This window comes from Nostoc sp. 'Lobaria pulmonaria (5183) cyanobiont', assembly GCF_002949795.1.
Classification (GTDB): Bacteria; Cyanobacteriota; Cyanobacteriia; order Cyanobacteriales; family Nostocaceae; genus Nostoc.
This window is the reverse complement of the sequence record NZ_CP026692.1, coordinates 4,672,384-4,699,310: the sequence shown is the minus strand read 5'-3', so window position 1 is coordinate 4,699,310 and position 26,927 is coordinate 4,672,384. Positions and strand designations below refer to the sequence as shown.

Annotated in this window: 23 protein-coding genes and 2 pseudogenes; 13 read left to right on the top strand and 12 right to left on the bottom strand. The window is 40.7% G+C overall.

Annotated features, from left to right (window positions below):
• Window positions 1-18 precede the first annotated feature (18 nt).
• A complete protein-coding gene (locus NLP_RS20655; protein WP_104909955.1) occupies window positions 19-1,743 on the top strand; it encodes an ABC transporter ATP-binding protein in 1,725 nt (574 codons plus the stop codon).
• 105 nt (window positions 1,744-1,848) lie between these two features.
• Here the strand turns inward: NLP_RS20655 and NLP_RS20650 are convergent, their stop codons facing one another.
• From NLP_RS20650 to NLP_RS20640, 3 genes are all read right to left on the bottom strand, one after another.
• Window positions 1,849-3,306: a protein adenylyltransferase SelO gene (locus tag NLP_RS20650; RefSeq protein ID WP_104908025.1), complete on the bottom strand. Its 1,458-nt coding sequence runs from the start codon at window positions 3,304-3,306 to the stop codon at window positions 1,849-1,851.
• A 325-nt stretch (window positions 3,307-3,631) separates the two neighbouring features.
• On the bottom strand, window positions 3,632-4,087 hold the full coding sequence (locus tag NLP_RS20645) for a hypothetical protein (protein ID WP_104908024.1): 456 nt from the start codon (window positions 4,085-4,087) through the stop codon (window positions 3,632-3,634).
• A gap of 512 nt (window positions 4,088-4,599) precedes the next feature.
• Window positions 4,600-5,175, bottom strand: a complete 576-nt coding sequence (locus NLP_RS20640) for a GNAT family N-acetyltransferase (RefSeq protein ID WP_104908023.1) — start codon at window positions 5,173-5,175, stop codon at window positions 4,600-4,602.
• Between the two features lie 388 nt (window positions 5,176-5,563).
• On the opposite strand from NLP_RS20640, the gene bioB reads away from it, so the two are divergent.
• Window positions 5,564-6,571 (top strand): biotin synthase BioB, encoded by a 1,008-nt coding sequence (gene bioB / locus NLP_RS20635; protein ID WP_104908022.1) that lies wholly within the window; start codon window positions 5,564-5,566, stop codon window positions 6,569-6,571.
• 79 nt (window positions 6,572-6,650) lie between these two features.
• Here bioB and NLP_RS20630 read toward each other — a convergent pair whose 3' ends face one another.
• The 3 genes and pseudogenes from NLP_RS20630 to NLP_RS35850 form a co-directional block, all read right to left on the bottom strand.
• The gene (locus NLP_RS20630) at window positions 6,651-6,845 is read right to left on the bottom strand and encodes a hypothetical protein (protein ID WP_104908021.1); all 195 of its coding nucleotides are present in this window, start codon (window positions 6,843-6,845) and stop codon (window positions 6,651-6,653) included.
• A gap of 51 nt (window positions 6,846-6,896) precedes the next feature.
• Window positions 6,897-8,078: a class I SAM-dependent methyltransferase gene (locus tag NLP_RS20625; RefSeq protein WP_104908020.1), complete on the bottom strand. Its 1,182-nt coding sequence runs from the start codon at window positions 8,076-8,078 to the stop codon at window positions 6,897-6,899.
• Between the two features lie 82 nt (window positions 8,079-8,160).
• A pseudogene (locus tag NLP_RS35850) lies at window positions 8,161-8,223 on the bottom strand (XisI protein); the annotation flags it as partial.
• 72 nt (window positions 8,224-8,295) lie between these two features.
• On the opposite strand from NLP_RS35850, the gene NLP_RS20615 reads away from it, so the two are divergent.
• The 4 genes from NLP_RS20615 to NLP_RS20600 all read left to right on the top strand — a co-directional run bounded on the left by NLP_RS20615 (window position 8,296) and on the right by NLP_RS20600 (window position 11,911).
• A complete protein-coding gene (locus tag NLP_RS20615) occupies window positions 8,296-9,069 on the top strand; it encodes a PP2C family serine/threonine-protein phosphatase (protein WP_104908019.1) in 774 nt (257 codons plus the stop codon).
• Between the two features lie 6 nt (window positions 9,070-9,075).
• Window positions 9,076-10,809 (top strand): tetratricopeptide repeat protein, encoded by a 1,734-nt coding sequence (locus NLP_RS20610; protein ID WP_104908018.1) that lies wholly within the window; start codon window positions 9,076-9,078, stop codon window positions 10,807-10,809.
• A 371-nt stretch (window positions 10,810-11,180) separates the two neighbouring features.
• A complete protein-coding gene (locus tag NLP_RS20605; protein WP_104908017.1) occupies window positions 11,181-11,462 on the top strand; it encodes a hypothetical protein in 282 nt (93 codons plus the stop codon).
• A 5-nt stretch (window positions 11,463-11,467) separates the two neighbouring features.
• Window positions 11,468-11,911, top strand: a complete 444-nt coding sequence (locus NLP_RS20600; RefSeq protein WP_104908016.1) for an Imm30 family immunity protein — start codon at window positions 11,468-11,470, stop codon at window positions 11,909-11,911.
• A gap of 102 nt (window positions 11,912-12,013) precedes the next feature.
• On the opposite strand, the gene NLP_RS20595 is transcribed toward NLP_RS20600, so the two are convergent.
• The 3 genes from NLP_RS20595 to NLP_RS20585 all read right to left on the bottom strand — a co-directional run bounded on the left by NLP_RS20595 (window position 12,014) and on the right by NLP_RS20585 (window position 13,488).
• The gene (locus NLP_RS20595; protein WP_104908015.1) at window positions 12,014-12,418 is read right to left on the bottom strand and encodes a type II toxin-antitoxin system VapC family toxin; all 405 of its coding nucleotides are present in this window, start codon (window positions 12,416-12,418) and stop codon (window positions 12,014-12,016) included.
• Complete coding sequence (locus NLP_RS20590; RefSeq protein WP_104908014.1) at window positions 12,415-12,789, bottom strand: hypothetical protein; 375 nt, start codon at window positions 12,787-12,789, stop codon at window positions 12,415-12,417. The genes NLP_RS20595 and NLP_RS20590 overlap by 4 nt, the downstream gene beginning before the upstream one ends.
• A gap of 231 nt (window positions 12,790-13,020) precedes the next feature.
• Entirely contained in the window at window positions 13,021-13,488 is a 468-nt protein-coding gene (locus NLP_RS20585) for a hypothetical protein (RefSeq protein ID WP_234017002.1), read from the bottom strand.
• Between the two features lie 597 nt (window positions 13,489-14,085).
• Between NLP_RS20585 and NLP_RS20580 the strand changes: the two are divergent.
• The 4 genes and pseudogenes from NLP_RS20580 to NLP_RS20565 all read left to right on the top strand — a co-directional run.
• Window positions 14,086-17,379 (top strand): annotated as a pseudogene (locus NLP_RS20580) (phycobilisome rod-core linker polypeptide); the annotation flags it as partial.
• Window positions 17,380-17,776: 397 nt separating this feature from the next.
• Window positions 17,777-18,265, top strand: a complete 489-nt coding sequence (apcA, locus tag NLP_RS20575; RefSeq protein WP_104908011.1) for an allophycocyanin subunit alpha — start codon at window positions 17,777-17,779, stop codon at window positions 18,263-18,265.
• Window positions 18,266-18,330: 65 nt separating this feature from the next.
• Window positions 18,331-18,819, top strand: coding sequence for an allophycocyanin subunit beta (gene apcB / locus NLP_RS20570; RefSeq protein WP_104908010.1), 489 nt, complete (start codon window positions 18,331-18,333; stop codon window positions 18,817-18,819).
• A gap of 222 nt (window positions 18,820-19,041) precedes the next feature.
• Complete coding sequence (locus NLP_RS20565; protein ID WP_094349821.1) at window positions 19,042-19,248, top strand: phycobilisome linker polypeptide; 207 nt, start codon at window positions 19,042-19,044, stop codon at window positions 19,246-19,248.
• Window positions 19,249-19,385: 137 nt separating this feature from the next.
• Here NLP_RS20565 and NLP_RS20560 read toward each other — a convergent pair whose 3' ends face one another.
• Window positions 19,386-19,865, bottom strand: a complete 480-nt coding sequence (locus tag NLP_RS20560; RefSeq protein ID WP_104908009.1) for an EVE domain-containing protein — start codon at window positions 19,863-19,865, stop codon at window positions 19,386-19,388.
• 370 nt (window positions 19,866-20,235) lie between these two features.
• Here NLP_RS20560 and NLP_RS20555 point away from each other — a divergent pair, with 370 nt between their 5' ends.
• The 3 genes from NLP_RS20555 to NLP_RS20550 are packed head-to-tail and all read left to right on the top strand — an operon-like array spanning window position 20,236 to window position 22,199.
• Window positions 20,236-21,438: an FtsW/RodA/SpoVE family cell cycle protein gene (locus tag NLP_RS20555; RefSeq protein WP_104908008.1), complete on the top strand. Its 1,203-nt coding sequence runs from the start codon at window positions 20,236-20,238 to the stop codon at window positions 21,436-21,438.
• A gap of 54 nt (window positions 21,439-21,492) precedes the next feature.
• Window positions 21,493-21,705 (top strand): hypothetical protein, encoded by a 213-nt coding sequence (locus NLP_RS35845; RefSeq protein WP_325034688.1) that lies wholly within the window; start codon window positions 21,493-21,495, stop codon window positions 21,703-21,705.
• On the top strand, window positions 21,675-22,199 hold the full coding sequence (locus NLP_RS20550; RefSeq protein WP_325034687.1) for a class I SAM-dependent methyltransferase: 525 nt from the start codon (window positions 21,675-21,677) through the stop codon (window positions 22,197-22,199). Before NLP_RS35845 ends, NLP_RS20550 begins: the two co-directional genes overlap by 31 nt.
• Before the next feature lie 130 nt (window positions 22,200-22,329).
• Here NLP_RS20550 and NLP_RS20545 read toward each other — a convergent pair whose 3' ends face one another.
• On the bottom strand, window positions 22,330-24,636 hold the full coding sequence (locus NLP_RS20545) for a COG1470 family protein (RefSeq protein WP_104908007.1): 2,307 nt from the start codon (window positions 24,634-24,636) through the stop codon (window positions 22,330-22,332).
• Between the two features lie 13 nt (window positions 24,637-24,649).
• On the bottom strand, window positions 24,650-26,884 hold the full coding sequence (locus NLP_RS20540) for a hypothetical protein (RefSeq protein ID WP_104908006.1): 2,235 nt from the start codon (window positions 26,882-26,884) through the stop codon (window positions 24,650-24,652).
• Between the last annotated feature and the right edge of the window lie 43 nt (window positions 26,885-26,927).

The following is a 26,927-nucleotide window of genomic DNA, read 5'->3' as shown; positions in this document are numbered from 1 at the left end:
TGTTGTGGATCTTCGAGCTTGAAAACCCGTTCTAATTACTGGCAACTGCTGCCTTATATCCGACTCCAGTGGCAAACGATTGCCAAGGGACTTATTGGTATATCGGGATACGTACTAGCGACATTAGTGTTAATTAATCTTGCCGGTAAATTGGCAACTCCCTTTGCCCAAGGTAATGTAGTCGCGATCGCTCAAATAACTGGCAGTTGTGCCTTAGTCTTTCTGGTGAGAGGCTTGTTTCAGTCTATACAAGATATGTATATGGCGAAAGCGGCTTTGCGAGTTGCTTTTCATCTTCGCCAGCAAGTCTATACTCATCTCCAAAAGCTAAATCTCAGCTATTTTGAAACGGCAAAAGCAGGTGATTTATCTTACCGCCTCACCGAAGATGTTGACCGCGTTGGCGAAGTCGTAAATAAAGGATTTCACGACTTTATCCCGTGCATTTTGCAGTTGCTAGCAATTCCGGTTTACATGATTTACCTGAATTGGCAACTGACATTAGCAACAGTGATAGTTGCACCCCTGATGGGTATTTTAGTCGGCTGGTTTGGTGAACGGTTACGTAAGTATTCCTTAAAAAGTCAAAATCGCGTGTCGGGTTTATCAGCTATCCTCGCGGAAGTTTTCAACGGTATTCGTTTAGTACAGGCTTTTGCTGCCGAAAATTACGAAATTGCTCGCTTTGGCCATGAAGCAGAACGCAGTCTCAAAGCAAAATACTCAGCCGAACGCCTGAAAGCGATTCAGATTCCCATTATCGGATTTTTTGAAGCCTTAAGTGCCTTATCGTTACTGATTGTGGGAGCGTGGCAAATTTCCCAAGGTCACTTGACAGTGGCGAATTTTTTCAGTTATCTAGCGGCGGCGGCGCTATTAATCGATCCCATTGGTCACACTACTAATAATTACAATGAATTTAAGCAGGGTGAAGCATCTGTTGACCGCGTTTTTGAATTGATGGCAATTCAGCCAACGGTGATCGAAAAGATAAATGCGATCGCTCTGGCTCCAGTTAAGGGCAAAGTAGAATATCGTCATATTTCCTTCGCCTATAAACCAGGTGAACCTGTCTTAAAAGATATCAGTTTATTGGTATCGCCAGGTGAAGCGATCGCTCTTGTGGGTGCATCTGGTGCTGGTAAAACTACATTTGTCAACCTCCTCCCCCGTTTTTACGATCCCGAAGTTGGTCAAATATTGATTGACAATGTTGATATTCGAGATGTGAAGCTGCATAGTCTGCGGCGACAAATTGGGATTGTTCCTCAAGAAACCATCATGTTTTCAGGGACAATTGCCCAAAATATCGCCTTTGGACAAAATGTTTTTGACATAAAAGCAGTTAAAGAGGCGGCGAAAATTGCTAATGCTCATCAGTTTATTAGCCAACTGCCAGAAGGTTATAAGACTTGGGTAGGCGAACGTGGGGTAAACTTATCAGGTGGACAAAGACAAAGAATTGCGATCGCTCGTGCTGTTTTGCTCAATCCCCAAATATTGATTCTTGATGAGGCGACATCAGCATTAGATTCTGAATCAGAAGCACTGGTACAAGAAGCCCTGGAAAGATTGATGGAAAAACGGACGGTGTTTATTATTGCTCACCGTTTATCGACAGTTAGGAGGTGCGATCGCATTTTAGTTCTTGAACAGGGACAAATTGTCGAATCGGGAACCCATGAAGAATTATTAGCCCTAGAGCGTCGCTATGCGCGATTTTATGCCCAGCAATTTAGTTAGCCTGACCAAGAAGATCCCCCCAACTCTTGGTCAAAAGGCTTACTTTAATTCCCTCCTTTTTAAGGAGGGTTAGGGAGGATCAAGTTTTAATCCAAGCGCATTGGTCTATCTCCTAGACTGAATTGCCTTGATTAAGTCATAAAAAGGTTGCCAATTATCTTCCTGAGCAATTGATTCCCAAATAGATTCAATCACAGGTCTTGATAATGCCGTTTTGGGATTATGAACAGCTAGAGTTTGAGCAATTACATCGGTGCGATCGCTATCAAAATCGTTCAAAATTTGATGGTATAGTATGCACCAATCATCAAATATTCCAGATGCACCGGGTACTGGCACAATATCTGAATTATCCATTACAAAACCTGGCTCATCTCGCCATTTAGATGAAAAAGTACGAGCCATCTCATAAAAGAATTCGTGATAACCAACTTGGCTATCTTTCAAAAATTCAATCGTTAGATTCAATAGTTCCACTGTTTCTGAATACGGCAAATTCTCAAAACCTAACTTTTTCAACATCAAAGAACTGTATTCAGCTTCATAATACTCATCAAACCTTTCTAATGCAGCTTCCATTTCGCCTTTATCAATAATTGCCTTTAAAGGTTCCTGGAGCATTTGTAAATTCAAGTGGCAAATGCTTGGTTGATTACCGAAACAATAACGTCCATAATAGTCAAAATACGCAGCTATAAAGGATGGGTTATAAGTCGGGATAAACGCATAAGGGCCATAGTCAAAACTCTCTCCAGTAATCGACATATTGTCAGTATTCAGAACTGCATGACAAAAGCCAGCCGCCATCCACTGTGCGACTAGTTCTGCAACCCGTTTCACTAATTCGGCGTAAAACAGGACATATTTATCTTGTTCAGCACTTAAGTGTTGATAATACTGCTCAATTACGTGGTCTAATAACTTCTTAGTTAAATCTGGACGCTGGAAATAGTGCAGTCGCTCAAAAGTGCCAAACCGAATATGAGAACTGCTCATTCTAATCATCACAGCTGAACGGGTAGGTGAAGGTTCATCACCCCGCCAAAGGGGTAAACCTGTTTCAATCATGGTTAGACAACGCGAGGTTCGTACACCCAAGTGGTGTAGTGCTTCCGCAGCCAGAACTTCCCGCATCCCACCTTTGAGCGTCAGCATACCATCACCACCACGGGAGTAAGGCGTTCTCCCAGAGCCTTTTGTGCCAAAATCGTACAATTCGCCATCAGTGGCGCGGACTTGCCCGTAGAGAAAGCCTCTACCATCACCTAACTGTCTGTTATATTCACCAAATTGATAGCCGTGGTAACGTAGCGCTAACAAGGGTTTACGCCCCTGAAATTTGCCAAAAGCTGTGATAAAATCTTCGTCTTTGACTACTTGGGGGTCTAGACCCAAACGAGGTAGTAGTGCATCGTTACGCCAACGCAAGACGTGTTGGGGAAATTCCTCTGCTGCAACCTCATCGTAGTAGTCATCGCCTAGAGATTCTAAGGCGCTTTCGTAGTTGAGGGTGAGAAAAGGATTACTAGAATTTTTGTAGTTTGGAGTTTCAGCCAGAGTCATTACGAGCAAAGCTTAATTCATTCTTCCCTTAATACTACCTCTGGCTTCATCATCATCAGCATAGACGCAAAAAGCAACCTCATATCTAAAATAGACCTCACCCCCAGCCCCTCTCCGACACAGAGAGGGGAGTAAAAAGCTGAATTTTTCGTTGCTCCTCCCTTTTCATTTTGAAAAGGGAGGCTGGAGGGAGAGATTCATCGAACTCACGTCCTTTTAGAATAAATAAAGTTTTGCAATTAAAAAAATAAGACTGGCTTAACCGAAGTTTGGATAAAATCCGCCAGTCTTCCGAAACTTAACCTTAATTAAATAAACTGATTTTTTATTTTGTAATTGGTTGTGATGTTGGTTGAGTAATTCCTACTGAGTTTGATGTTGGTTGTGATGCCTGTGAAGATAGAATTTTTTTCACTTGCAGGTTATAAGCTTGCAAAATTGATTGAACCTGTTTCTGTTGATCTTGATTCAAATCCAAAGATTTTAAAACTATTCTGATTCTCTGACGGGATTGCAATGCCGCCTTAAATTTAGTATCTTGGGATGGGTTTAATAGAGCCTCAATATCCTTATCTCTTTGCTGGCGAGCCATTTGGATTTGTAAGCGCTGTTGATTTGTAAGTTTGATTGGCTGGTGTGATGCAGCACTAGTCTGAGTTTTTAAGACTGGTGTCGTGGCTGGACTTGGGACTGGTGCTGCCAAGACAACTCCGTTTAAGATGGTAGCAAAAGCGAAGATAGTAGAAAAGACAGATAAGCGCTTTGTAGAATTAATCAGCATTTTAAAAAACTCCTCAACTATTTAAGAAAATTGGACACATCGGCTAAAGCTAATCTTAATAACTGAGCCTGTTAGCGAACAAATATCACTATTGCATTTGCTTGTGGAGTTCTTGTGTATTTATTATGAATTTGCTATGAATTTGTAGATGTTCACAACCGATTTATTAAATTCATTTTCATATAGATATTATATTATTATAAATAACTGTAAGGTATACATTAAGTATCTAGGCATAAATAAATTAAAGTTTGTAGTAAAAACTTTAGTCTTGATAATCCTGCACTAAACGATAAATTGCTTAGTACAAACTAAGAGTCTATTTTAAATTTAATTATGTCTATTTACTTACTGTCAAACTAAGAATAAGTATTTAAGTGAGTTTAAGCTTTGCTTAATTATAGTGATTTTAGAAATGACGTTCATAAATAGCAATTATAAATAAATGAATTCATCAACAGTTAGAGTGGGTAGATAGAATAAAGATTATTGACAATAATCTTGAGTAATTTTTAAAAGTTAGGTGCTTTCCAATGAGGATTTGTAAGACTTGTCAAAATATGATCTTCCCATTGGCCATTAATTAACAAATAGTCTCTGGCATATCCTTCAACGACAAAACCGAGTCTTTTGAGTACATTGCCACTGCGCCGATTGTGAGGCATATAATTAGCCATGACTCGGTGAAAATTTAACTCTTGAAATAGATATTGAGTTGCAGATTTTAACCCCTCCGTCATATATCCTTTACCTTGTTTATTTTCAGCAAGGCTATATCCCACATAGCAAAAATGAGCGGCTCCTCGGACAAAATTACTAAAATTAACCGTTCCAATAACTACGGTAGGATTTTTTTTGGTAAAAATAAATAGTTTTAACGATTGTCCATTGATAAATTCTAGAAAACTATTCTCTATCTGATATTGCCAATATTCTTCAGTGAAAAAACCATCAGCCCAAAGAGGGTAAAATGGAGTCAGATAAGTTTTGTTATTAATAAAGTATTTGAGAATTTGGGGTATATCTTCATGGATCGCTGCTCGTAATAACAGGCGATCGCTTGCAATTATTGGCAGTTCTGATATCATAAATTACTTAATCGGTGGGATCTCTTCCCAGAACATTCTCTAAATTTTGTAAATTTTCTCATAACCTGCGGTTTAGGAGCAGCAGTTAAATTAGCTGTCTCATCATTACAACTTACACAAGTGTCATAGCTTTCTCATAAAGTTTGTTAAGAGTCAAGGGTCAATAATCCCCAATCCATGAGTATTTTTGCTCTTAATCTGCCATTCGAGCAAAATCTTGATAAGCTGATGTCTAATATCTAGAGCGGAAGGATTGAGAGCCAATGGGTGATAAAGCACAGTCCAGGGTATAACTTCGATAAAATCGCTTTGCCCAAACGCTGTACCGCAGCAGATTCAAATAAAAGATAGCTCAAGATTCAACCCAGTCTACAAGAAGGATAGTGATGTGGTGGGAATACGCTACGATTGGCAGGAATTAGAGATTAGGGCGATATACAACACGTCTTTGCTAGAGCTTATTTATCAAGCTGCTAGTGTGCATCGCCAATATCATGACCCAACAAAAATACAAGTTTGCAAGCTCATATCGATTAAAACGGGAGGTTGTCCAGAGGATTGTAGCTACTGCGCCCAATCTTCCCGCTATAAAACAGAGGTAAAGGCGCAAGCACTTCTAGAAAAAGAAACGGTAGTTAACATCGCCCAAAAAGCTAAAGAAACTGGTGTTAGTCGCATCTGCATGGGTGCTGCTTGGCGTGAAGTGCGGGATAACTCACAATTTGAGGAAGTCCTGGAAATGGTCAAGGATGTGACTGCAATGGGTTTAGAAGTGTGCTGCACTCTGGGTATGTTGACGGCAAATCAGGCCAGGAAATTGTCAGAAGCCGGACTTTACGCCTACAACCATAACTTAGATACCTCGCAGGAATATTACAGCACAATTATTACTACAAGGACATATAGCGATCGCTTGAACACAATTGAGAATGTCCGTCAGACAAATGTTACTGTATGTTCCGGCGGTATCTTGGGTTTGGGCGAAACTGTCGATGACCGGGTTGGGATGTTACAAACTCTGGCAAACTTACATCCACATCCAGAATCTGTACCGATTAATATTCTTTCACAAGTACCAGGCACACCCTTAGAAAATCAGCCTGATGTTCCCATTTGGGATATTGTGCGGATGATTGCCACAGCCAGGATTTTAATGCCGGCTTCCGATGTGCGTCTTAGTGCCGGTAGGGCGAGACTTTCTCAAGTTGAGCAAGCTTTCTGCTTTATGGCAGGAGCTAATTCTATCTTTTCTAGCGACGACAACAAGATGTTAACGGTGACAACTCCTTGTCCAGATTATGATACTGACCGAGAAATGCTGAATTTACTTGGTTTAGGAATGCGTCCGCCTTCCCAAAGACAAGAGAAGGTAGCAAGTCCGGCTGTTGTCGGATAAATATCTGATTGTGGGATAGCTGAAAGGCTCATCCCACAATGAATAATTGGATATTTTTTACTTGGAAAAGCGTTAAGTACTACATTTCATTAATTCGTAGCCAATTAAATTTAGCAATACGTTGCAATGCCAATGCATCCCGATACATTGTTAATGCGTTCCCCTGCAATGCCAATGCATCCCGATACATTGTTAATGCGTCCCCCTGCAATGTCAATGCATCCCTCTGCAATGCCAATGCATCCCGATACATTGTTAATGCGTCCCTCTGCAATCCCAATGCATCCCAATCATTGTTAATGCGTTCCCCTGCATTAAAACTGTACTAAGCAGGTGTCAATAAAATCAGCTGCTGCTGAAGAAGTGTTCTGACCCCATCCAATCCCAGTTGTACACTTGCTAAAATATCTGCCACTTTTGAATTAGCATCACATCTTTGCATAAACTCAAACTCTGTTACTGACAAATTAACAATCTGGTAATCGTAATTAAAGAAACATTGACTGGGAAATCCCTCAATACAAGGATTAAGTTCGGGAATCGCTGTCAGTAGGGTGTTATCGTCTGACCAGTCAGCTTTGATTAAGGGAGGACGACCGAGGAAAAACTCGTAATGAGTTACTTCTGGGTCTAATAATTCTATCAGGCGATAAAGCTGGTGATCGCTCAGTTCTTTTGCCCGTTCTACTAACTCTGGTGCTTTGCCTAAAAGTCTATCCAAATCCCAGAAACTTGGATTCGAGAAACCAATAAACTCCAATCCCGAAGCATCAATTAATTCAAACAGCGTTTCAATGTTGTAGTCAATCTCCTGGGGATGAACATACATATCAGCAAAATATTCATCCTTATTGTTTTCTAGTGACCAACGTTGTTTATCGTATTTGACAATTCGGTTATTTTCTGGTAAAGAGGCGAATATTTTTCGCCCAACTTGGACACCATCGCGGTAGTCGCCTTTTTTATCACCTTGAAGAAGTGCGATCGCTTTTTGCATGAGTTGAATTTCCCAACGTCCCAACTCCCCGTACACAAAAATGTGCATCAAGCCGCCTGGAGCTAGCTTCTTCGCCAAAGCTTGAATACCGCGAATTGGATCGAGGGTATGATGCAAAACGCCAACACAGTTAATTAAATCAAACTCACCCGGTAACTGCTCCACATCAAACAAGCTGAGGTGATGAAATTCAACGCGGTTAGCTCCTGAACGCTGACAACGTTCTTTGGCTACAGCTAAAGCGCCAGTACTGAGGTCAATTCCCACAACAGAAGCCTGGGGATTGAGGTGAACCAGGTACTCTGTACTCACCCCTGTACCGCAACCTGCATCTAAAATCCGAATATCTTGCTTTTGGGGTTTTTGACCTGTGCAAAAATTATAAGCGGCTAGCCAATTCCAGCGCCAGTTGTAGCCTGGAGGTGGTTCATCCAATAGGGCTTCCGGCGGAAAGGGGTAGGTATTGTAGAGTTTGGCAACAGCAGCACTAACAGTTTGGGAATCGGACATGATGAGGAATAACGCAGCATTTCTGAGTTTAGCGGATAGTGGCTGATTAGAGCAAAGATTACTATTGCTTATTTTCTACTACTTATCCAACAGCAAAGTCAGTAAATTCGCGTTTATAAGGAGCATGAAATCCTAATACAATATCTTCTTAAAGTGGGGCAAGCTGTAGCTTTACCGGCTATGGGATGGGGTCAAATTATCAGTTAGAGGAAATTTTGTGAAGAAGTGGAAAGCTGTTGCGGGTTACGAGATTGGAACAAGTCATCAAAAGCAGGGGATAGTTTGTCAAGATTATGGGAAATATTGCATCTTTGATGATGTGATTGTAGGCGCTGTTGCTGATGGTGCTGGTAGTGCTAAACATTCTGATGTTGGTTCTCGGTTGGCGGTAGAAACGGTACTGAAATACTTTTCTGATATTAATGAATTTCCTCATAAGCAAGCTTTTTCTCAACCACTTGACAAAGAAGAAGCTCAGAAAGTGTTTGCTAAGATTGTAAACCAAGTTATTACAGAATTACACAAGCAAGCAGATGACGAAGATTATTCTATCAATGATTTAGCTTGTACCTTGTTGGTTTTTCTGGCAACTCCTGACTGGGTTGCAGCTATGCAAATCGGGGATGGATTTATTGTGGTGCGTTCTCAAGATTCAGAATATCAACTGTTGTTTCAGCCAGATAAAGGTGAGTTTGCTAATGAAACAACTTTTATTACCTCAACAAATGCACTAAAAGAAATGCAGGTAGAGGTCATTCCCGAAAAACAAGAGTTTATTTGTGCTTCCACTGATGGACTAGAAAAAGTAGCAATTCGCTTGAGCGACTGGCAACCTTTCTCACCTTTCTTTAAACCTTTGGAGGAATACTTGCATGAAAGTGTTAATCCAAAGGAGGATAAATATCTGACGGAATTCCTCAACTCTGAACGGCTAAATTCTCGCACTGATGATGATAAAACCTTACTTTTGTGCTTGTTTAATAGAGAGTAAAATTCGATGACAGTTTTCACCTGTGCCAGTACGGGACAATCGATTACTCTGCTGGGTGAACGGATCGCTGATAGTGGTGAAGCTAAGGTTTGGCGAACTAATTGCAATGGTTACTTAGCAAAAATTTACCACTTGCCAACTCCTGAGCATGTGCAAAAGTTGGCGGTGATGATAGCGCACCGACCCAAAGAGCCAAACTCTCACCTCAATCATATTTCTTTTGCTTGGCCTAAGTCGGTACTGAAAGATGCTCAGGCTAATTGCGTGGGCTTTTTGATGCCGGAAATTAAGGAGGGAAAAGAACTTATTGATGTATACAATCCCAAAAAAAGAAAGGCTTTGAAACTTGAGGTTGATTGGCGTTTTCTGCACACAACAGCGCTGAATATCGCCTCAATTATTGAAGCAATTCACATTTCTGGCTATGTTTTGGGTGACATCAAGCCGCAAAATATTCTTGTAAACGATCGCGCTTTACCTTCAATTATTGATACTGACTCCTTTCAGGTTCGGAATCCGAAAAATAATAAGGTTTATCGTTGTCTAGTTGGTTCAGAGGGCTTTACACCACCGGAACTGATTGATAAAGATTTTTCTAGCATTGATCAAACTGAAGTACATGATCGCTTCCGGTTAGCAGTGATTATCTATCAATTGTTATTTGGTGGTCAAACTCCTTTTACAGGAAAGTGGATAGGCGCGGGGGAAACTCCAGAAACTAATGATCGTATCCGTCAGGGTTTATGGGTGTATGCACCAAACAGTTTGATTCAACCTGTAGATATCACAATTCCTCTTGAGATTATTCACCCAGAAGTTCAGCGATGTTTTCTCAGATGCTTTAATGATGGTTATAAAAATTCTAACTTGCGCCCAACTGCTGGGGATTGGGTAAAGGCGCTCAGACTTGCTGTTAATGAGTTAACTATCTGTGGAAAGGTAGACAGCCACTACTACACCCGAACTTATGGTAAGTGTTATTGGTGCGATCGTTCTACAAAACTTGGTATTGATATATTTCCTGGCTTTGCTAAAAAATACACCTCTTACAAAGATAAAGATGCCAATACCTACATCAAATCAGGAGTTGCCCGTTATAACTTGGGAGACAACCAAGGGGCGATAGATGATTACAACCAAGCTCTCAAGATTAATCCTAACCATGCCGATGCCTACAGTAACCGGGGGTTTGCTCGTTATAAGTTGGGAGACAATCAAGGGGCGATAGATGATTACAACCAAGCTCTCAAGATTAATCCTAGCCATGCCTATGCCGCCTATAGCACGGGGCTTGCACGTTCTGCATTGGACAAACAGGGAGCAATAGACGATTACAACCAAGTTTTGCGTATTGATCCCAACTCTATGCAAGCCTACAAAAACCGACCAACTATCCCTTATAAAAAGATTGCTCTTACTTTAATAGAAGCAGTTTTACTGAGTATTTTAGCAGCTTCAGTGATTATTTTTGCTAACAATTTTAATTCTACAAAAAATTCCAACCTTGAAAAAGACTACGTAAAACGTTGTTCAGTGTATTTTTCATTGAAAGATTATAGTGAGGCAGTAGATGACTGTAACGAAGCAATTAAGATAAATCACAATAATGACGAAGCCTACTTTTTACGGGGTGCTAGTCATTATTTGAATGGGAACAAGTATCAAGGAATGGAAGATTTACGGAAATCTGCAAGCTTAGGAAACGAAAAAGCTAGGGAAATCCTCAAAGATGTTAAATAATATCAAGAGAAATATATGAGTGAATTTCTAAATTTTACGTCAATATAATAATTAATAGCATACTCGTCAAATCCTAGCGATCGCACATTTTTGAAAAACTCTAAAGTAGCCTGTAGTTTTGCGTAAGCTAATAACGCAGTATAAGGTTTTTAGGTCTAACTGAATCGTATTGAGCTATAAATAGATAAGTTAATTTACCTTGATAATTAGAATACTAATCAATAGAAATAGCGAATATGGAGTAAAACATTATTAATAATCAACGTTAACTTATTCCCAGAGAGGGCAGTATAGGTAGTTATGGGGACTTACTCAAACTAGGACGTAGAGGCGATAACCTTACACCTCATCATATACCTGCGGATGCTTTTATGAAAGCTAAAGTTCCTGGTTATACTACAAATAAAGGAATTGCCATTATGATGGAACATTTATCACCAGGAAAAGGAGGTCGTCATCGGCAAACAATTTCTTACGGTAAATCTCCTAATTTAAGCTTATCAGCAAGAAAAACATTGGCTCAAGAACTTTGGGATGTGCGTTCTATTTATCTTCGTCAAGGTTTGTACAATAGAGAAATCAGGAAAAGTTTGCAAGGTTTAATTAACCTGAATAGACTAACTTGGCAAGGGATTTTTGAGAAAGTAGGTTGAAACCGATGAATCAAAACAATCTATTGGCAATTCTAAGAGAAAATCGCTTGATGCAAACTCAACAGCAAGTTACCGACTTTGAAAATGCTTTAGCTGAAATAGCTGATAATCCTGATGAGCAAAATTTATCTGCATATCATCTTGTTTTAGATGATCAATGTCAACAGCCAGAAGTGATGTTCAGCTTAATTCATTTCCTCGAATCTTTTGATATAGAAGGACAAATTACGGCTTTTATTAAAGTTGTACCCCAATTAATGATCAATGCACCTGAATGGACAAGAATCATTCACGACAGGATTTTAAATGATGGTTCAGCTTGCCAAGTTTATCAAAAAATTTTACACTCAGCTAATTTGAATACACCTCATTTTCTCTATCATCTTTTGGAAGAAAGTATTGTAAATAAACTAAAAATTAAAGAAACTTTGTCCAGAATAACTCAATAAATATTAAACTAATTTGGCGTTCAAACTCAGATTAAATTAAATTCTGAGGAGTACTAGATGACGCAGTGTTTTAGTTTATAAATTTTAAGATATAGTCCAATCTTATAAACGCAAATTAGGATCTTTCTCAAAATCTTTCCGGTTGCGAGTAACGAAAATACCATTTACTGACAGCGTAATTACTGCAATGCGTAAATCTTGAGTACCAATGCGGATTCTTTGACGAATCAAGTCTTCGTAACAATTAATAGCATACTCGTTAAATCCTTGCGATCGCACGTTTTTGAAAAACTCTAAAGTAGCCTGTAGCTTTGCGTAAGCTAATAGCAATGCATCAGATGACGAAGCCTTTCTGATTACATTAAACCTCCCACGCAGTTGTTCTTCAACTGTAATTATTGTTATGGCAATGTTTTCAGTATTGACTGCATTGATACGCTGGGTTACAACTGGATGCCGTTTTCGAAAAAGTGAGACGTGACCCGTATCAAGTATCCATAAACTCACTTAGTTTCATTCTCCGCATCAAGTTGCCGATAATATTCCTCCATTTGTGCGTCAAGTTCACGACGATCAGCTTCTATATATGCTAGCACCTCGTCAAATTGCGGATCATCTTTGAACATACCCACAAATTTCATCCAAGGATGTTCAGTTTGGGGAGGTTCAATTTCCAAAGTTACTATTTCTGGTTTTCGCTCTTGTAAAAGTTGAATTAGTTTCTCTAGCGCTTCTTCTTTAGTCACACCAGAGCCTTTAAAATCTGGCAAGCCTAGTACTGTCGCACTAACTCCGCCATCTGGTTGATTTTCAATCAGCACATCATAATTTAACTTGGGTGCAGTATTGTTAGGATAAGTTTTTACAGTTAAACTCATAATATGTTGAACCTTGAAGTTTTATATTGATTATAACTGCTGACCTACTTACTACTAACCTTTAGTTTTTACGTGTTAGCGTAGCGTTTCGTAGAGAGGCTCAAACTCTCAAATTAGCACGTTTTGTGCTGACTATAAACCTTTAGGAATTTACACAAAAATCCTCTCTATTTCTCCTCTGTCTGTGTTTTTTGCGTCTCTGTGGTTAGTTTATTTCTTGGAAATCCCTAATTAAACGTCGCACTGATTGGTTTGACAATATTTTGCATTATCTATAAACTCTTTCAACTTATTCAAGGGAATTATCTGCAATGATGACCCACCCTGAACCTCAGCAGCTATGTAAGCAAACTTTTGTCCACGATAAAACTGGTCACGTCCAACTTTGCTGACATAGCGAGACTTCTGAAAGTCATTGGCAATATTAGAATTATAAATATTTTGTAACAGTTTCACTGCATTGGCATTTTTTGTGGTGAATTTGAGGCGTTTATCACCACTAACGGTTATTCCTTCTTTAGTCACTGTCCCATTTTGAGAAGTGACATCAGCATAGAAGTATAAATTTCCTTTTGTACCCTCGTAGCCGTGGGCTTCGCTGTTGTATCTCAGAGTTGGTAGTTGAGGTCTAGTCTTTGCCCACTTCACAACGTTATTGATGTTTTGCTCTGGTAGTGCATTTGCAGGAGTGACAGCCAAAATAACTGCGATCGCAGATAGGGTAGCATTGAATAAGTAGTCAAATTTACAACTTTTCCCTATCGTATTTACCCTGCATGTAAATACTGACTATTTGCAAATTAAACCATCACAAATTAAGAATTACTTTCCCTACGGTGCAGTTGTGAATAGGAGTTACCAGTAGCAAAAACAACTTAACATCGACTAATAAACACTGTCCAGTGACTAAGTACAACCTTTAATTAATCCATAGCTAATTCTCTGCGTGCCTCTGCGCTTCCCTCTGCGCCCCTTTGCGTTTAAATAAAAAAGAAATTAGTAGACAGTTTCCAACCTACTACTTAGTTACAAAACTTAGACTTAATCTCAGACAAATTGGAGTATGCACTTTTGAGACTGGAGACATTTAAGATACAGGTTGTACATACTTCTTAATAAATCCGCCTTGAGAACGCAAAACGTTCTAATCTAAAAGCTAACTGGGTTAATTTACTGGCAGTTTTGCAGGCAATACTCTCAAGCTCATATAGCATAAACACAGCGATGTGTCAAGCCTCAAAACAAACAATCCAGACTTAACATATAAACGCTTATGATGGGAGTTTTACAAATCCGATGAGTGTTAAGGCGAGTGGTGGAACTTCGGTTGCGCGTCCGCAACTATATCAAACCCTACCTGTATCCACAATTACCCAAGCCGAGCAGCAAGACCGCTTCTTGGGAAATGGTGAATTAGATGAACTGGCAAGCTATTTCGCATCTGGTGCAAAGCGTCTAGAAATTTCCCAGAGGCTGACAGAAAATGCCGAGATTATCGTATCTCGAGCTGCTAACCGGATTTTTGTCGGTGGTTCGCCAATGGCTTTTTTAGAAAAGCCCAGAGAAATAGAAATAGTACCTGTTAGTGCTGGTGCTAATGTTCAGCAAGGGATGCAACTGGGAACTGTAACCTACGTTGAAAGCCGTGGCGGGTTCCTAGAAAATTTACGATCAATATTTAACTCATCCCCCAGTGGCCCGACACCTCCAGGTTTCAGACCAATTAACATTGCTCGATATGGGCCAAGCAACATGGCCAAGAGCTTGCGGGATTTATCCTGGTTCTTGCGCTACGCTACTTATGCGATCATTGCTGGCGACCCCAACATCATAGCGGTGAATACAAGGGGTTTGCGGGAAATCATTGAAAATGCCTGCTCTGGTGAAGCAACGCTAGTAGCTTTGCAGGAAATCAAAGCCGGGTCACTTTCATTTTTCCGCAATGATGCTGAGGGTACAGAAATTGTGTCTCAGTACATGGATGTTTTGTTAACAGAATTCAAAGCAGCCACACCCTCAAATAAAGTGCGCCAACGTCCTTCTAGTGACCAGCAAGGGTTAGAATTGCCGCAAATTTACTTTAATGCGGCAGAACGGCGTCCCAAGTTTGTGATGAAGACTGGGTTATCAAGTAGTGAAAAAAATGAGGTAATCAAGGCCGCATATCGGCAAATCTTTGAGCGCGACATTACCCGTGCTTATAGCTTGTCCGTATCTGACCTAGAATCCAAGGTAAAAAATGGCGACATCTCCATGAAGGGGTTTGTCCGTCGTCTAGCTAAATCTCCTCTTTACCAAAAACAGTTTTACCAGCCTTTTATTAACAGCCGAGTCATCGAACTAGCTTTTCGTCACATTTTAGGACGGGGGCCAAGTAGCCGCGAAGAAGTACAAAAATACTTCTCAATTATTTCTAATGGTGGTCTACCAGCCTTAGTAGATGCCTTAGTAGATTCTGCTGAATACAGCGACTATTTTGGTGAAGAAACAGTACCCTACCTGCGGGGTCTGGGTCAAGAAGCACAAGAATGTCGCAACTGGGGACCGCAGCAAGACCTGTTTAACTACAGTGCGCCTTTCCGCAAGATACCTCAGTTCATCACCACATTTGCGGCTTACGAGCAACCGCTACCAGATCAACATCCTTACGGTTCTGGTAACGACCCCTTGGAAATTCAGTTTGGGGCGATTTTCCCGAAAGAAACTCGCAACCCCAGTACCAGTCCGGCTCCTTTTAGCAAGGATACCAAACGCATTCTGATTCACCAAGGAGCAGGGATTAATAACCAAAATAGTAATCCCAGAGCGCGAGGTGAAGCGCCTGGTACCCTTGGCCCCAAGGTGTTCAAATTAGACCAACTGCCTGGTACTAGAGGTAAAAAGGCTGCCAAAAATTCTAGCGTCAGATTCTCCGAAAGCTCCACGCAAGCTTTGATTAAAGCTGCTTACCTGCAAGTTTTCGGTCGCGATCTCTACGAAGGTCAGCGCCCGAAGGTATTAGAAATCAAGCTGGAAAACGGCGACATATCCGTGCGGGAATTTATCCGTGCTTTAGCTAAATCGGATGTATTCCGTAACCTGTACTGGTCATCGCTGTATGTTTGTAAAGCGATCGAGTATATTCACCGCCGCTTGTTGGGTCGTCCGACTTATGGTCGTCAAGAAATCAATAAGTACTTTGATATCGCTGCAAAACAAGGCTTTTACGCGGTAGTTGATGCCATTATTAACAGCGTAGAATATAGCGAAGCCTTTGGTGAAGATACAATTCCTTACGAACGGTATCTGACTCCTGGTGGTGTATCAGGGCGACAATTACGCGTTGGTAGCATTCGTGATGATATTGCCGCGAAAGTCCAGAAGGAAGTAATACCAAGCTTTGTGACACTGGGTACAGTCACAGAACAACGGTCAGAACCAGATATTCAGTTCCGCATTAACCAAGGTGTCAGCAAGCAACGAGAACAAACCAAAATCTTCAAGTTGGTGGCGAATACCAGTGACAAAGTTGCAGTAAAAACTTTGATTAGCGCTGCGTATCGTCAGATATTTGAGCGGGATATTGCCCCCTACATTGCCAAAAACGAATTTACAAAATGGGAAAGCAAGCTGGGGAACGGCGAAATCAGCGTCAAGGAATTTATTGAAGGTTTGGGTTACTCTAACCTCTACCTGAAAGAGTTCTACACACCCTACCCCAACACCAAAGTGATTGAGTTGGGAACCAAACACTTCCTGGGACGTGCGCCACTAGACCAAGCAGAAATCCGCAAGTATAACCAGATTTTGGCTACTCAAGGTATACGTGCTTTTATCGGTGCCCTGGTAGATAGTGTGGAATATAACCAGGTATTTGGTGAAGATACGGTACCTTACCGTCGCTTCCCGACCCTACCTGCGGCAAACTTCCCGAATACGGAGAAGTTGTACAACCAGCTTACCAAGCAAAACGATGACGTAGTTGTACCGAGCTTTAAGCCAGTGCAAGCCCGCGTCGGAGTTAGTAATGATACAGCGCTTTCAAGACAGGCGATCGCAGATATCGCAGCACAAACAAATGGTCAGCCATCCTTTGCTGAACTGGGTCGTTCCTATAACGATGGTAGCGGACAATCCGTGGAACAGGGTGTGCGTAAACATGCACGCATTTACCATCTAACAGAAAACACCAATCAAGCCGAAAAACAACAGGCAATCAACGCCATTTATCGTCAAGTATTGGATGTATTTAGCGGTGAAGTGCCTGATAATTTCCGTCGCACTGACCTAGATAGCAAACTCCAAAATGGTGAAATTTCCGTGCGGGAGTTTGTGCGTGAACTAGCTAGTTCTCAAATCTATCGCCAGCGCTTCTTATCACCTTATCCTCATACTAAGGTCATTGAGTTCCTCTTCCGTCACCTGTTGGGGCGTACACCTGCAACTCAGGAAGAAATTGGTCAATACAACAAGCTGCTAGCCAATAGTGGTTTGTCAGCTGCTGTAGAAGCAATAGTCGAAAGTCCAGAATATAGCCGCTACTTCGGTGAAGATGTTGTGCCTTACAACCGCTTCCCATCTCTGCCAGCAGGTAACTACCTCGGCAGTGTTGCGGTTGATTAAGGAGTAGGGAGTAGGGAATAGGGAATAAAGTACAGATTATTTACTGTTCCCTATCCCCTGTAACCTTTCCCCTGTCCTCATCGTAACCTTTCGGAATCCCGCTCTCAGATTGCAGTTAAAACAGTAAATTCTGAAAAGCAATATTACAAAGTATTAAGAGCAGTCATAAATGCTCAACAGAATGCCGGAAAATGTTTTGCGGAAGGTAACTGAGTTTGAAAGCTTGTGTACTTATGTTGACTCAAGCAAACTCGTAATTTATTAGCCGTAGCAGTTGTAAAACTGTTGTGTCTAAAAGAACGAGAAAACAAACTCAGTAAACCAAACTTAAAGTCGCACCAGTTTAATCAAATCCTGGTTTCATTAGTATTGGAGGAATCCATTAATGAGTATCGTCACGAAAGCTATCGTGAATGCTGATGCAGAAGCTCGCTACCTCAGCCCTGGTGAGTTAGATCGGATCAAGTCCTTTGTTACAAGTGGTGAGCGCCGGGTGCGGATTGCTCAAGTTTTGTCAGAAAATCGCGAACGGCTCGTTAAGCAAGCTGGCGATCAACTGTTCCAAAAGCGTCCTGATGTTGTGTCTCCTGGTGGTAACGCTTACGGTCAAGAATTGACTGCTACTTGCCTGCGTGACCTAGATTATTACCTCCGCCTCGTTACCTACGGTATCGTTGCTGGTGATGTCACCCCCATCGAAGAAATTGGTGTTATTGGTGCCCGTGAACTGTACAAGTCCTTGGGAACTCCTATCGATGGTGTTGCTGAAGGTATCCGCGGGCTGAAGAATAGCTCTGCCTCACTCCTCTCTGGTGATGACGCTAGTGAAGCTGCTGGCTACTTCGACTACCTAGTTGGTGCCCTTCTAGGATAGGGTAAAGCTGTTTACCTACTTAAACAGAAGTATTGCAATACGGTTGGAAATAAGGAATTAACAACATGGCTCAAGACGCAATTACCGCTGTCATTAACTCCGCAGACGTTCAAGGTAAATATCTAGACTCTTCTGCTTTAGAGAAGCTAAAAGGCTACTTCTCCACTGGCGAACTACGGGTACGTGCTGCTAGCACCATCAGCGCTAACGCTGCTGCCATCGTCAAGGAAGCTGTAGCAAAATCTTTGCTTTACTCTGACATCACCCGTCCCGGCGGTAACATGTACACCACCCGCCGCTACGCTGCTTGCATCCGTGATTTGGACTATTACCTCCGCTATGCCACCTACGCTATGTTGGCTGGCGATCCTTCCATCCTAGATGAGCGTGTGCTAAATGGCTTGAAAGAAACCTATAACTCCTTAGGTGTTCCCGTCGGTGCTACCGTACAAGCTATCCAAGCAATCAAGGAAGTAACCGCCAGTTTGGTAGGTTCTGATGCTGGTAAGGAAATGGGTGTTTACTTAGACTATATCTCCTCCGGCTTAAGCTAAGAACTAGTTTGCGCTTAAGAATTTAGGTGCGGCTTTATTAAGGTCTGGAAATCAGCCGTGAGTGCTAGAACGTTATATTGCTTATCTTGGTAAATTATCAATGATGAGTATTGGTGGTCTAGTATTGATGTTTGATTTCCAGCCTTTGAATGATTAAAAGATTTGCACTCAATATTTTGAGATAAAAAAGTTTTCACAAGGTATACAGGAGATTTTCAAAATATGTCCCGTTTGTTTAAAATTACTGCTCTAGTTCCTAGCCAAACCCGAATTCGTACCCAACGCGAACTGCAAAATACTTACTTCACTAAGCTAGTTCCTTATGAAAACTGGTTCCGCGAACAGCAACGCATTCAAAAAGCCGGTGGCACAATCATCAAGGTGGAACTGGCAACTGGTAAGCAAGGCGCTAATACTGGCTTGTCGTAATTCTGTAAATAGAATATTATTTTAGGGAATTGGTAAGAGGTCGAGAAAGACCTCTTTTTTGTTGAGAATTGATACTACAAAAAACCTGGTAATTAAGTAATATAGAAACAAGGTACTCTTAATCAAGCTTGTTAACCTTATATAAAGTACTTCTTCCACTCAGCATCTAGGGCAGCTTCGTACTGAGAACCTAGTTCTTGGCCACTTCCGTACCTAACAAGATTGACCCCCTGCATACTTGATAATTTTAGTAGATAGCTATCTTCTAAAGGACTATCAAGACTCACAACCTCATCAAGCCTTATTGATACAGTAGGGCAGTTTCCAAAGAAATGTTGAGTATAAGCATCAGAGTAATTATGATATTGAGAAAGTTTATTCAAGCGATGTTCAGCATATTCAGTCTTGATTACTTCTCCTACCGCAATGAAACCACGTTTCCCCTTTCCAGTTTTTTTCAAGTAGGCTTTATCCCCAACCTTAATTGACTTTACCTGACCTGCACTCCAGGTGATATAACACTCCCCTTCATTTTTGATATCATCAAGTGCTTCTTCAATATAGCTAGGAATATTAACATCAATATCTGGATTTGCTAAGAAAATACGTGTTGGCATGATTATGCTGCACCTAAATTAGTACAATGGTTATCAATTTCTATGAAAAGTATATAATTAGCTTTTATAATACATATATCTTTTGTATACTTCCGTACATGTACTCTATTTCAGATAAATACTTTTAGAATACTTTCAGTCAATTTTCGAGCGATCGCTCTTAACTATAGCAATTCTAAATTATTAGTATAAAATATTACTTTTTTGTTGCAGAGTAGAGATTGCAATTTGTCAGAAATATTGAACTAGTGGTGTATTGAAGTTAACAACTCTAAGATTTATGGTTGTAAAGCCTACTTATAAGTTATAAGTTATGATTTATGAGTTTTATTTCTAACTCCTAATTTCTAACTTTTTACCTGTACCGATCGTGAATCTACGCCGCCTGATTCCAATTTTTGATAGTTCAGTCTCCAACTGGGCATTAGAAGCGCGGTTGTTGCGCTGGTTAACGTTGATTTGGCTGTTCGTCGGCTTGATCATGCTATTTTCAGCATCATATCCTGTCGCTGATGCCCGTCAAAATGATGGGTTGTACTACTTTAAACGTCAATTGCTTTGGGTCTTAGTTTCCTTAATCGGATTCAATATTATTGTTAATTCGCCGTTGCAGAAAATTTTGGGATTATCCCATTGGTTTTTGTTGCTGTTTTTGGGGTTAATTTTTGTCACACTGATTCCAGGATTGGGAAAAAAGGCTTTTGATGCAGCGCGTTGGATTGCGATCGGGCCAATTCCGATTCAACCTTCAGAATTAATTAAACCCTTTTTGGTGTTGCAAAGTGCGCGGCTTTTTGGTCAGTGGGAACGAATTAGTTGGCGGATTCGCTTGGCTTGGTTGGGTGTTTTTGGTCTGGTACTTTTAGGGATTCTTGCCCAGCCTAACTTGAGTACAAGCGCACTTTGCGGCATGACTATCTGGCTAATTGCTTTAGCAGCTGGCTTACCTTACAAGTACCTGGGAGGAACAGCAATTGGTGGAGTGATGTTGGCAGTACTCAGTATTAGCATCAAAGAGTATCAACGTAAACGGGTGATGTCATTCCTCAATCCTTGGGCCGATGCTACAGGAGATGGCTACCAGTTGGTGCAAAGTCTACTAGCTGTGGGTTCTGGTAAAACTTGGGGAGCTGGATATGGGCTTTCTCAACAAAAGCTGTTTTATTTACCAATTCAAGATACCGATTTTATTTTTGCAGTGTTCGCCGAAGAGTTTGGCTTTGTTGGCAGTATGGTGTTATTGGTACTTTTGGCTACATTCGCCACTCTCGGATTAATTGTGGCGCTGAAGGCTAAAAATATAGTACATAGATTAGTAGCGATCGGCGTAACCATTTTGATGGTTGGACAATCATTGCTCCACATCGGTGTTGCAACAGGTTCTCTACCGACTACTGGTTTACCTTTGCCCATGTTTAGTTATGGTGGTAATTCTATGATTGCCAGCTTAATAGCTGCTGGATTGCTGATTCGGGTAGCACGCGAGAGTAGTGAAGCTGAGATAGTTCCATTACGAAAATCTCTGCTTGAAAATGGGCGCAGACCTAGAGCTTTTCATAAAACCAGGAATTGAGCTAGCAAAAGCTACGATAGACAAATTACGCTCTTTGCAGGAATTGAATAGATTATGGAAGACTTAAAACAAGCAATAATCAGCTACTCCAGCACAGGCCTCCAACAGCACAAACATTGGTATTCTCCGGCAGCAGAAGCTTACAATCAGGCAAGACCACGTTATCCTCAAGATTTGATTCACCAAGTTGTGGAACTTGCTAAACTCTCCACTGACTCAAAAATTCTGGAAGTGGAATGTGGCCTTGGAACTGCAACAGTAAGGTAAAGCCCGCCGTAGGCATCGCTCAATTGGGTTTCTCTATAATCTGCTTAGAACCCAATCCAGATTTTTTCAGGTTAGCTCAACAAAATTGTCAACCCTATTCCAATGTAGAGATACAGAACACATCCTTTGAAGAGTGGGAACTCAAGCCACTTGAATTTGATGCCGTTTTAGCCGCGAGTTCTTTTCATTGGATATCACCAGAAGTTGGATATCCAAAAGCAGCAAATGCCCTAAAAGAAAATGGCTACCTAATTTTATTGTGGAATAAGGAATTTCAACCCAGCTACGAAGTGTACCAAAGTTTATCGCAAGTCTATCAACAACATACTCCATCTCTTGACCGATATGAAGACCAAAAAACACAAGAATATATCTTGAAAAATTTAGGAAATATGGTCACTGATTCGGGGAAATTTAAAGACTTGATATCCGGGCAAGTTATATCAAAAGTAACTTATACTGTCGATGAATATTTAACACCTTTAAACACTTAGTCGCCATACATAAAATTAGATCCACATAACAAAGAGTCTTTATTTTCGGGATTGAGGCATCGCATAGAAGATGATTTTGGAGGCAGTTTGCAACTTTGATATATTTCTGCTTTTCACATTGCCCAAAAAGTTATCTCAGAGGGAAGGGAGTTTTAAATGGGCTACTGTTGGATGGGAGAGTAGGTGCAAGGGGGTTAATGCTAGGTATAGGAGTAGGCTGTACTTTTTTAATGACTTTAATAGCAAATCCTCTTTGCTGGGGTTGTTGCTGACCAGATATATCATTTACTAGCAGTCCGATTTGAGGCGGAAAAGCTTGATTGACTGGAAGCTTCATTGCACCAACTGGTGGAACATCATTGCCGTATGGTAGAAGTTTAACCTGAATATTTTCTCCCTCTACTCTCCAACTCAGGGTAGCAGATTCACCTTCCTTAAGAACCAAATTTGGTTGTTCGCTAGCGTTGATTCTAAAAGAGACAATTTTAAATGGTTTTGGTAATATTCCAATTTTTGATTCAGTCTTTTTAAAACTAGTTTTTTGACTGCCATTATTAGGAAAAGCTTTGATTTCAAATACAAAATTTCCGGCTTTAGTTGCTGACAAAGGAATATTTGTACATCGTAATTGTTGATTTTGTTGTGTACATAGCTTTTGAAGTTTCGGATCAGTAATATTACCTTGATTAAATTTATAAGTAATTGGCTTACTATAGAATGTACCATCATCTGCGCTGCCAGCAAGTTGAATTTGCGCTAACAATAATGGACGGGCAATTGCCCAGCTTAAAAGAATATTTTGACCTTTTGTATACAGTGGTTTATCTGCTTGAAAACTAAGTAATTCCGCAATTTGTTTTTCAGCTATTTCTACTTGGGTAGTTTGGCTAGCTACTTTGTTATTAGGAGAAAATAATTGTCTACCATTACGATAAAATGCTTGTAACTCAAAAGTATAATTACCTTTTGTTTTCACTCCAGTTTTAACATTGCTACAAATTAGCTCTTGTTTATCTTGTACTTGACAAGGAGGTATTTCATTAGCACTTCCCTTACCCAGTGTTTCAGGAATGCCATTGCTAAAGTTGTATGTAATAGGCTGGATAGGTTGCGAACCTTTGGCCGTCAGAACCAACTTTTGCAACTGTTGATAATTGTGAATGTCCCACTTCAAAGATATTTCGTCGCCTTCAGTGATTTTAGAGTCATTTGCACTAAAATTTTCTAATCTCAAAGGATCGGGGTTTAAAATTCGCCAAATAATGAATCCTATCCCTCCTAATAAACCCAAAACTACTAAAATTAACAGCAATAATTGCCACCAAGGGCGGTGTTTCCATACCAATGTTCCTTGAGGCAATGTGTTAAGTAAAGGTAAATTTTGTTGGTCTTTGATGTCGAGTTGAAAGTTGAGCGCTAGCCCTGCACCAAACCACGGTCGTCGCCACCAAGGTCTGGGTTTGACCGTCAAATTAGCCACAGCACTTCTATTAGGTAATAATCTTACTTCAGTAGGTTCAAATTTGTAAGTATATAGTTCTTCTTCGTCTCGACTTTTTAAGTTTAATATCAGTTCGCGGACAATATTACCCTGGTTAGCTAGTGATAATTCGTACTTGCCAAGACTACGGCTAACTTGTGCCAAGATGGTATGAAGTTTTATATCTAGGCGATAATTTGTTGGAATTTGTATATACACCAAATCCAGCAGTACCAAGTCTGGAGAGTTTTCCGAATACAAGCGGATTGTGGGAGAATAGCTTCCTGCGAGGGTATCACCAGGTGGGTGAAATTTCAACAATATTTGACCTTGAGTACCAGGGTTGAGTTCTAGTGCAGTCACGTCAGAAACTAACCCTGGCCCCTCAAATCCAGTTGCGGGATAATTAATTGTGAACCAGTCATCATCTAAATCTGGGCAATTCAAGCGAAACCTATCTACAAGATAAGAGCGATTATCAACTATTACCTCCACTTGATGAGGTTCATTAGGATTGAAAATTAGCGGTTTATTGGGGTTGGTGTTAGGTCTAAGAGAAAATGTCGGATCATTTACTCGAATTGCTGTCTGTTCTTTTAGCAGAACCTTAATTTGATTTGGGAAGGTTATAGGAGTATCTTGGGGATAATGTAGAGGAGAATCTACGACTAGTGTATAGTCATAGGTTCCGGGGAGAGCATTTGCAGCAATTTGAAACTCAAATTTTACTTCGTCGCTATTTTGCCCTGGAGCTAATGCTAAACTTTCTCTAGGAGAACTAGACCAGTCGGTTAAATTTTGAAATACTTCGTCAAAAACAAAATATAAGTCAATAATCGCACTTTGATTTCCCTGATTGATTACAACAACATAGAGTTCAATGGTATCTCCTGGCATCCCAAATTGAATTCCAGGTGGGTTGATAATAACTTGCAGTGGATTGAATTTAGCTTGCATATCATCGACTTCCTTATTTGATGCGGTGTAGTTTGACCTGAAAATCTTCACCACCACTCACAATCATGGTTCCTTGATTGGTTTTCAAGTCGATACTATTGATTTTTTTAGAGCTTTGGTAAATTGTTTTACCTTCTGCTGCTCTTGTTTTGTCAAGCTTATGTTCGGGAGTTAAGTACCAAACTACGACTCGTCCATCATCGCCACCACTTACTAAGAGATTACCATCATCACTAAATGCTAGAGTCCGCACAGATGTTTTTGATGCTGACCAGCGGTCTAATGGCGAACAATTAAGTTTATTTACTTTTTCGAGGGGATTCGGATTTTTGATAGTTTGGCACTGATTCAAATTCCAAATCGTAATAAATCCCGCCGAATCAGAGGTTGCGAGAATTTTTTCTGCCGAGTTAGGAACAAAAGCTAATGCCCAAATATAGTCTTCACGCCCAACTAATGGGTCTAGTTTTTCTAAATTTTGCACTGATAAACTTGGGAATTGTTTATCAGATTGAGTTAGATTCCACTGCCACAAGATGAAACGCTTAAAGTTTCCAGCAATTACTAGAGTTTTTGCATCTGGGCTGAGATTTAATGCTCGGACTTGGAAACCTGATAGTTTCAATGTACTTTGTACGTCGATAACTTGCGGTTCTGGCAGAAAATCGCTGTTAGGCGCTGGTCTTGACCATAATCTCACTTTACCACTACCATAACCACTGAATAAGTTAAGTGAGTTTGAGGTGAAAGCTAGGTCAAAAACGCGATCGCCTTTTGCTTTCGGATCTTTAAGGTCTTGAAGTTGGCTAATCTTGGCACCTGATGGCACATCTCTGAGTTCAATTACACCATTATCTAAACCAACAGCAACACGATTATTTTGTAATGGCATGAAGCGTAAGACTTCTACAGCGTCATCGGTAATCGCCATCAATCCTTTAGGCTGTTGCGTTTGGTCACAAGCAAGGGGCTGCCCAGAATATTTTACTGTATCATCAGGGTCTAGGCTATCAGCACCAATTCTCCAAAGTCTTAAGGTGCAATCATCTGAACCACTGACCACAGATAAACCAATGCCACTAAAACGCACTGAGTTGACAGAACGAGTATGCATTACACCTCTGGGTTGGAGGATTAATGCTAGGAGTGCAGCTAATAGTGCGATCGCAGCCAATTGTAGCCATAAAGGTATAATTGGCAAAGTCTCCACTTCTAATGTCTGCGTGGCTGGATCTGTACTCCCTAAACGTTGGTCGGATAATTCCGATTTAGCCTCCAGCAACAAAGTTTTAGCGATTCCCACCCAAGGGCGTTTTGTTTTAACTTCGAGGAGAACTTTACTTGTCTCTCCTAGATGGAGATTGGCGGTTTCAGGAAGCTTTTTAAAACTACATTTTCGCCAGTCTCTACCCTGTACCTGCACATTAATTTGCTGGTTGAGATTGCTAGCATTTTTAAATAGTAATTCAAAGGAAGCTATATCAGATTTCCAGTCAGGCAACCATGCAAATTTGCTGGGAATTTTCAGGTGTTTTTCTGTGGTGGTAAAGTCTATAAAACCTACAGGTAAAACTTCAACGTTGCCTCCAGCATTAGTTGGATAACCATTATTGCTAACAGCTTCAATAGTAAAAGGGTAATTTTGACTGGGCGCTTGTACTACAGAAGGAGGTTGACATTGGAATGTGGCTTCTGCTAAACCACCTGCATCTAAGGGTAATCGGCGTTCTGCACTGCCAGCCAGCCAAGACGGATCGACGCCTGTAAAACGTAGCATTACCTCAGATGGTTGTTGCCCCAAGTTCCGCACCCGTACTGGTATATCGACAGAATTGCGGGGATAAACTTGGAACTCTCGTACAGGCAGTTCTACACTTAAATGTGTTGGTCTATTGTCTCGCTCGATTTTCAGGCGTAGCACAAGTCTGGACTGTTGTGCTAATTGCGGTGAAAAAATATTTACCATTAGGTTGACAGTACCAACAAATCCTGGAATCGGTGTATTGAATACGAAGACTTGAAAGATGGTACTACTGCCCGGTGGCTTGGCTGCCGCTACCTCTGGTTCGAGTCTATACCAGCGATATCCTGTGTTGCGGATTTCTCCGGCGGCGGTAATTTCTATCTGAAAATTGACAAAGCGATCGCTGTCATTATTGACAGTTACCTCAAATGATACAGGAGTATCACCTGGACGAAAGGTTAGATTCTGGGTAGAAAGGCTGGCATTTATAACACTTTTTTCCATACCATTACTTATAATATTTTTTGATATTTTGTACGACTAGCAC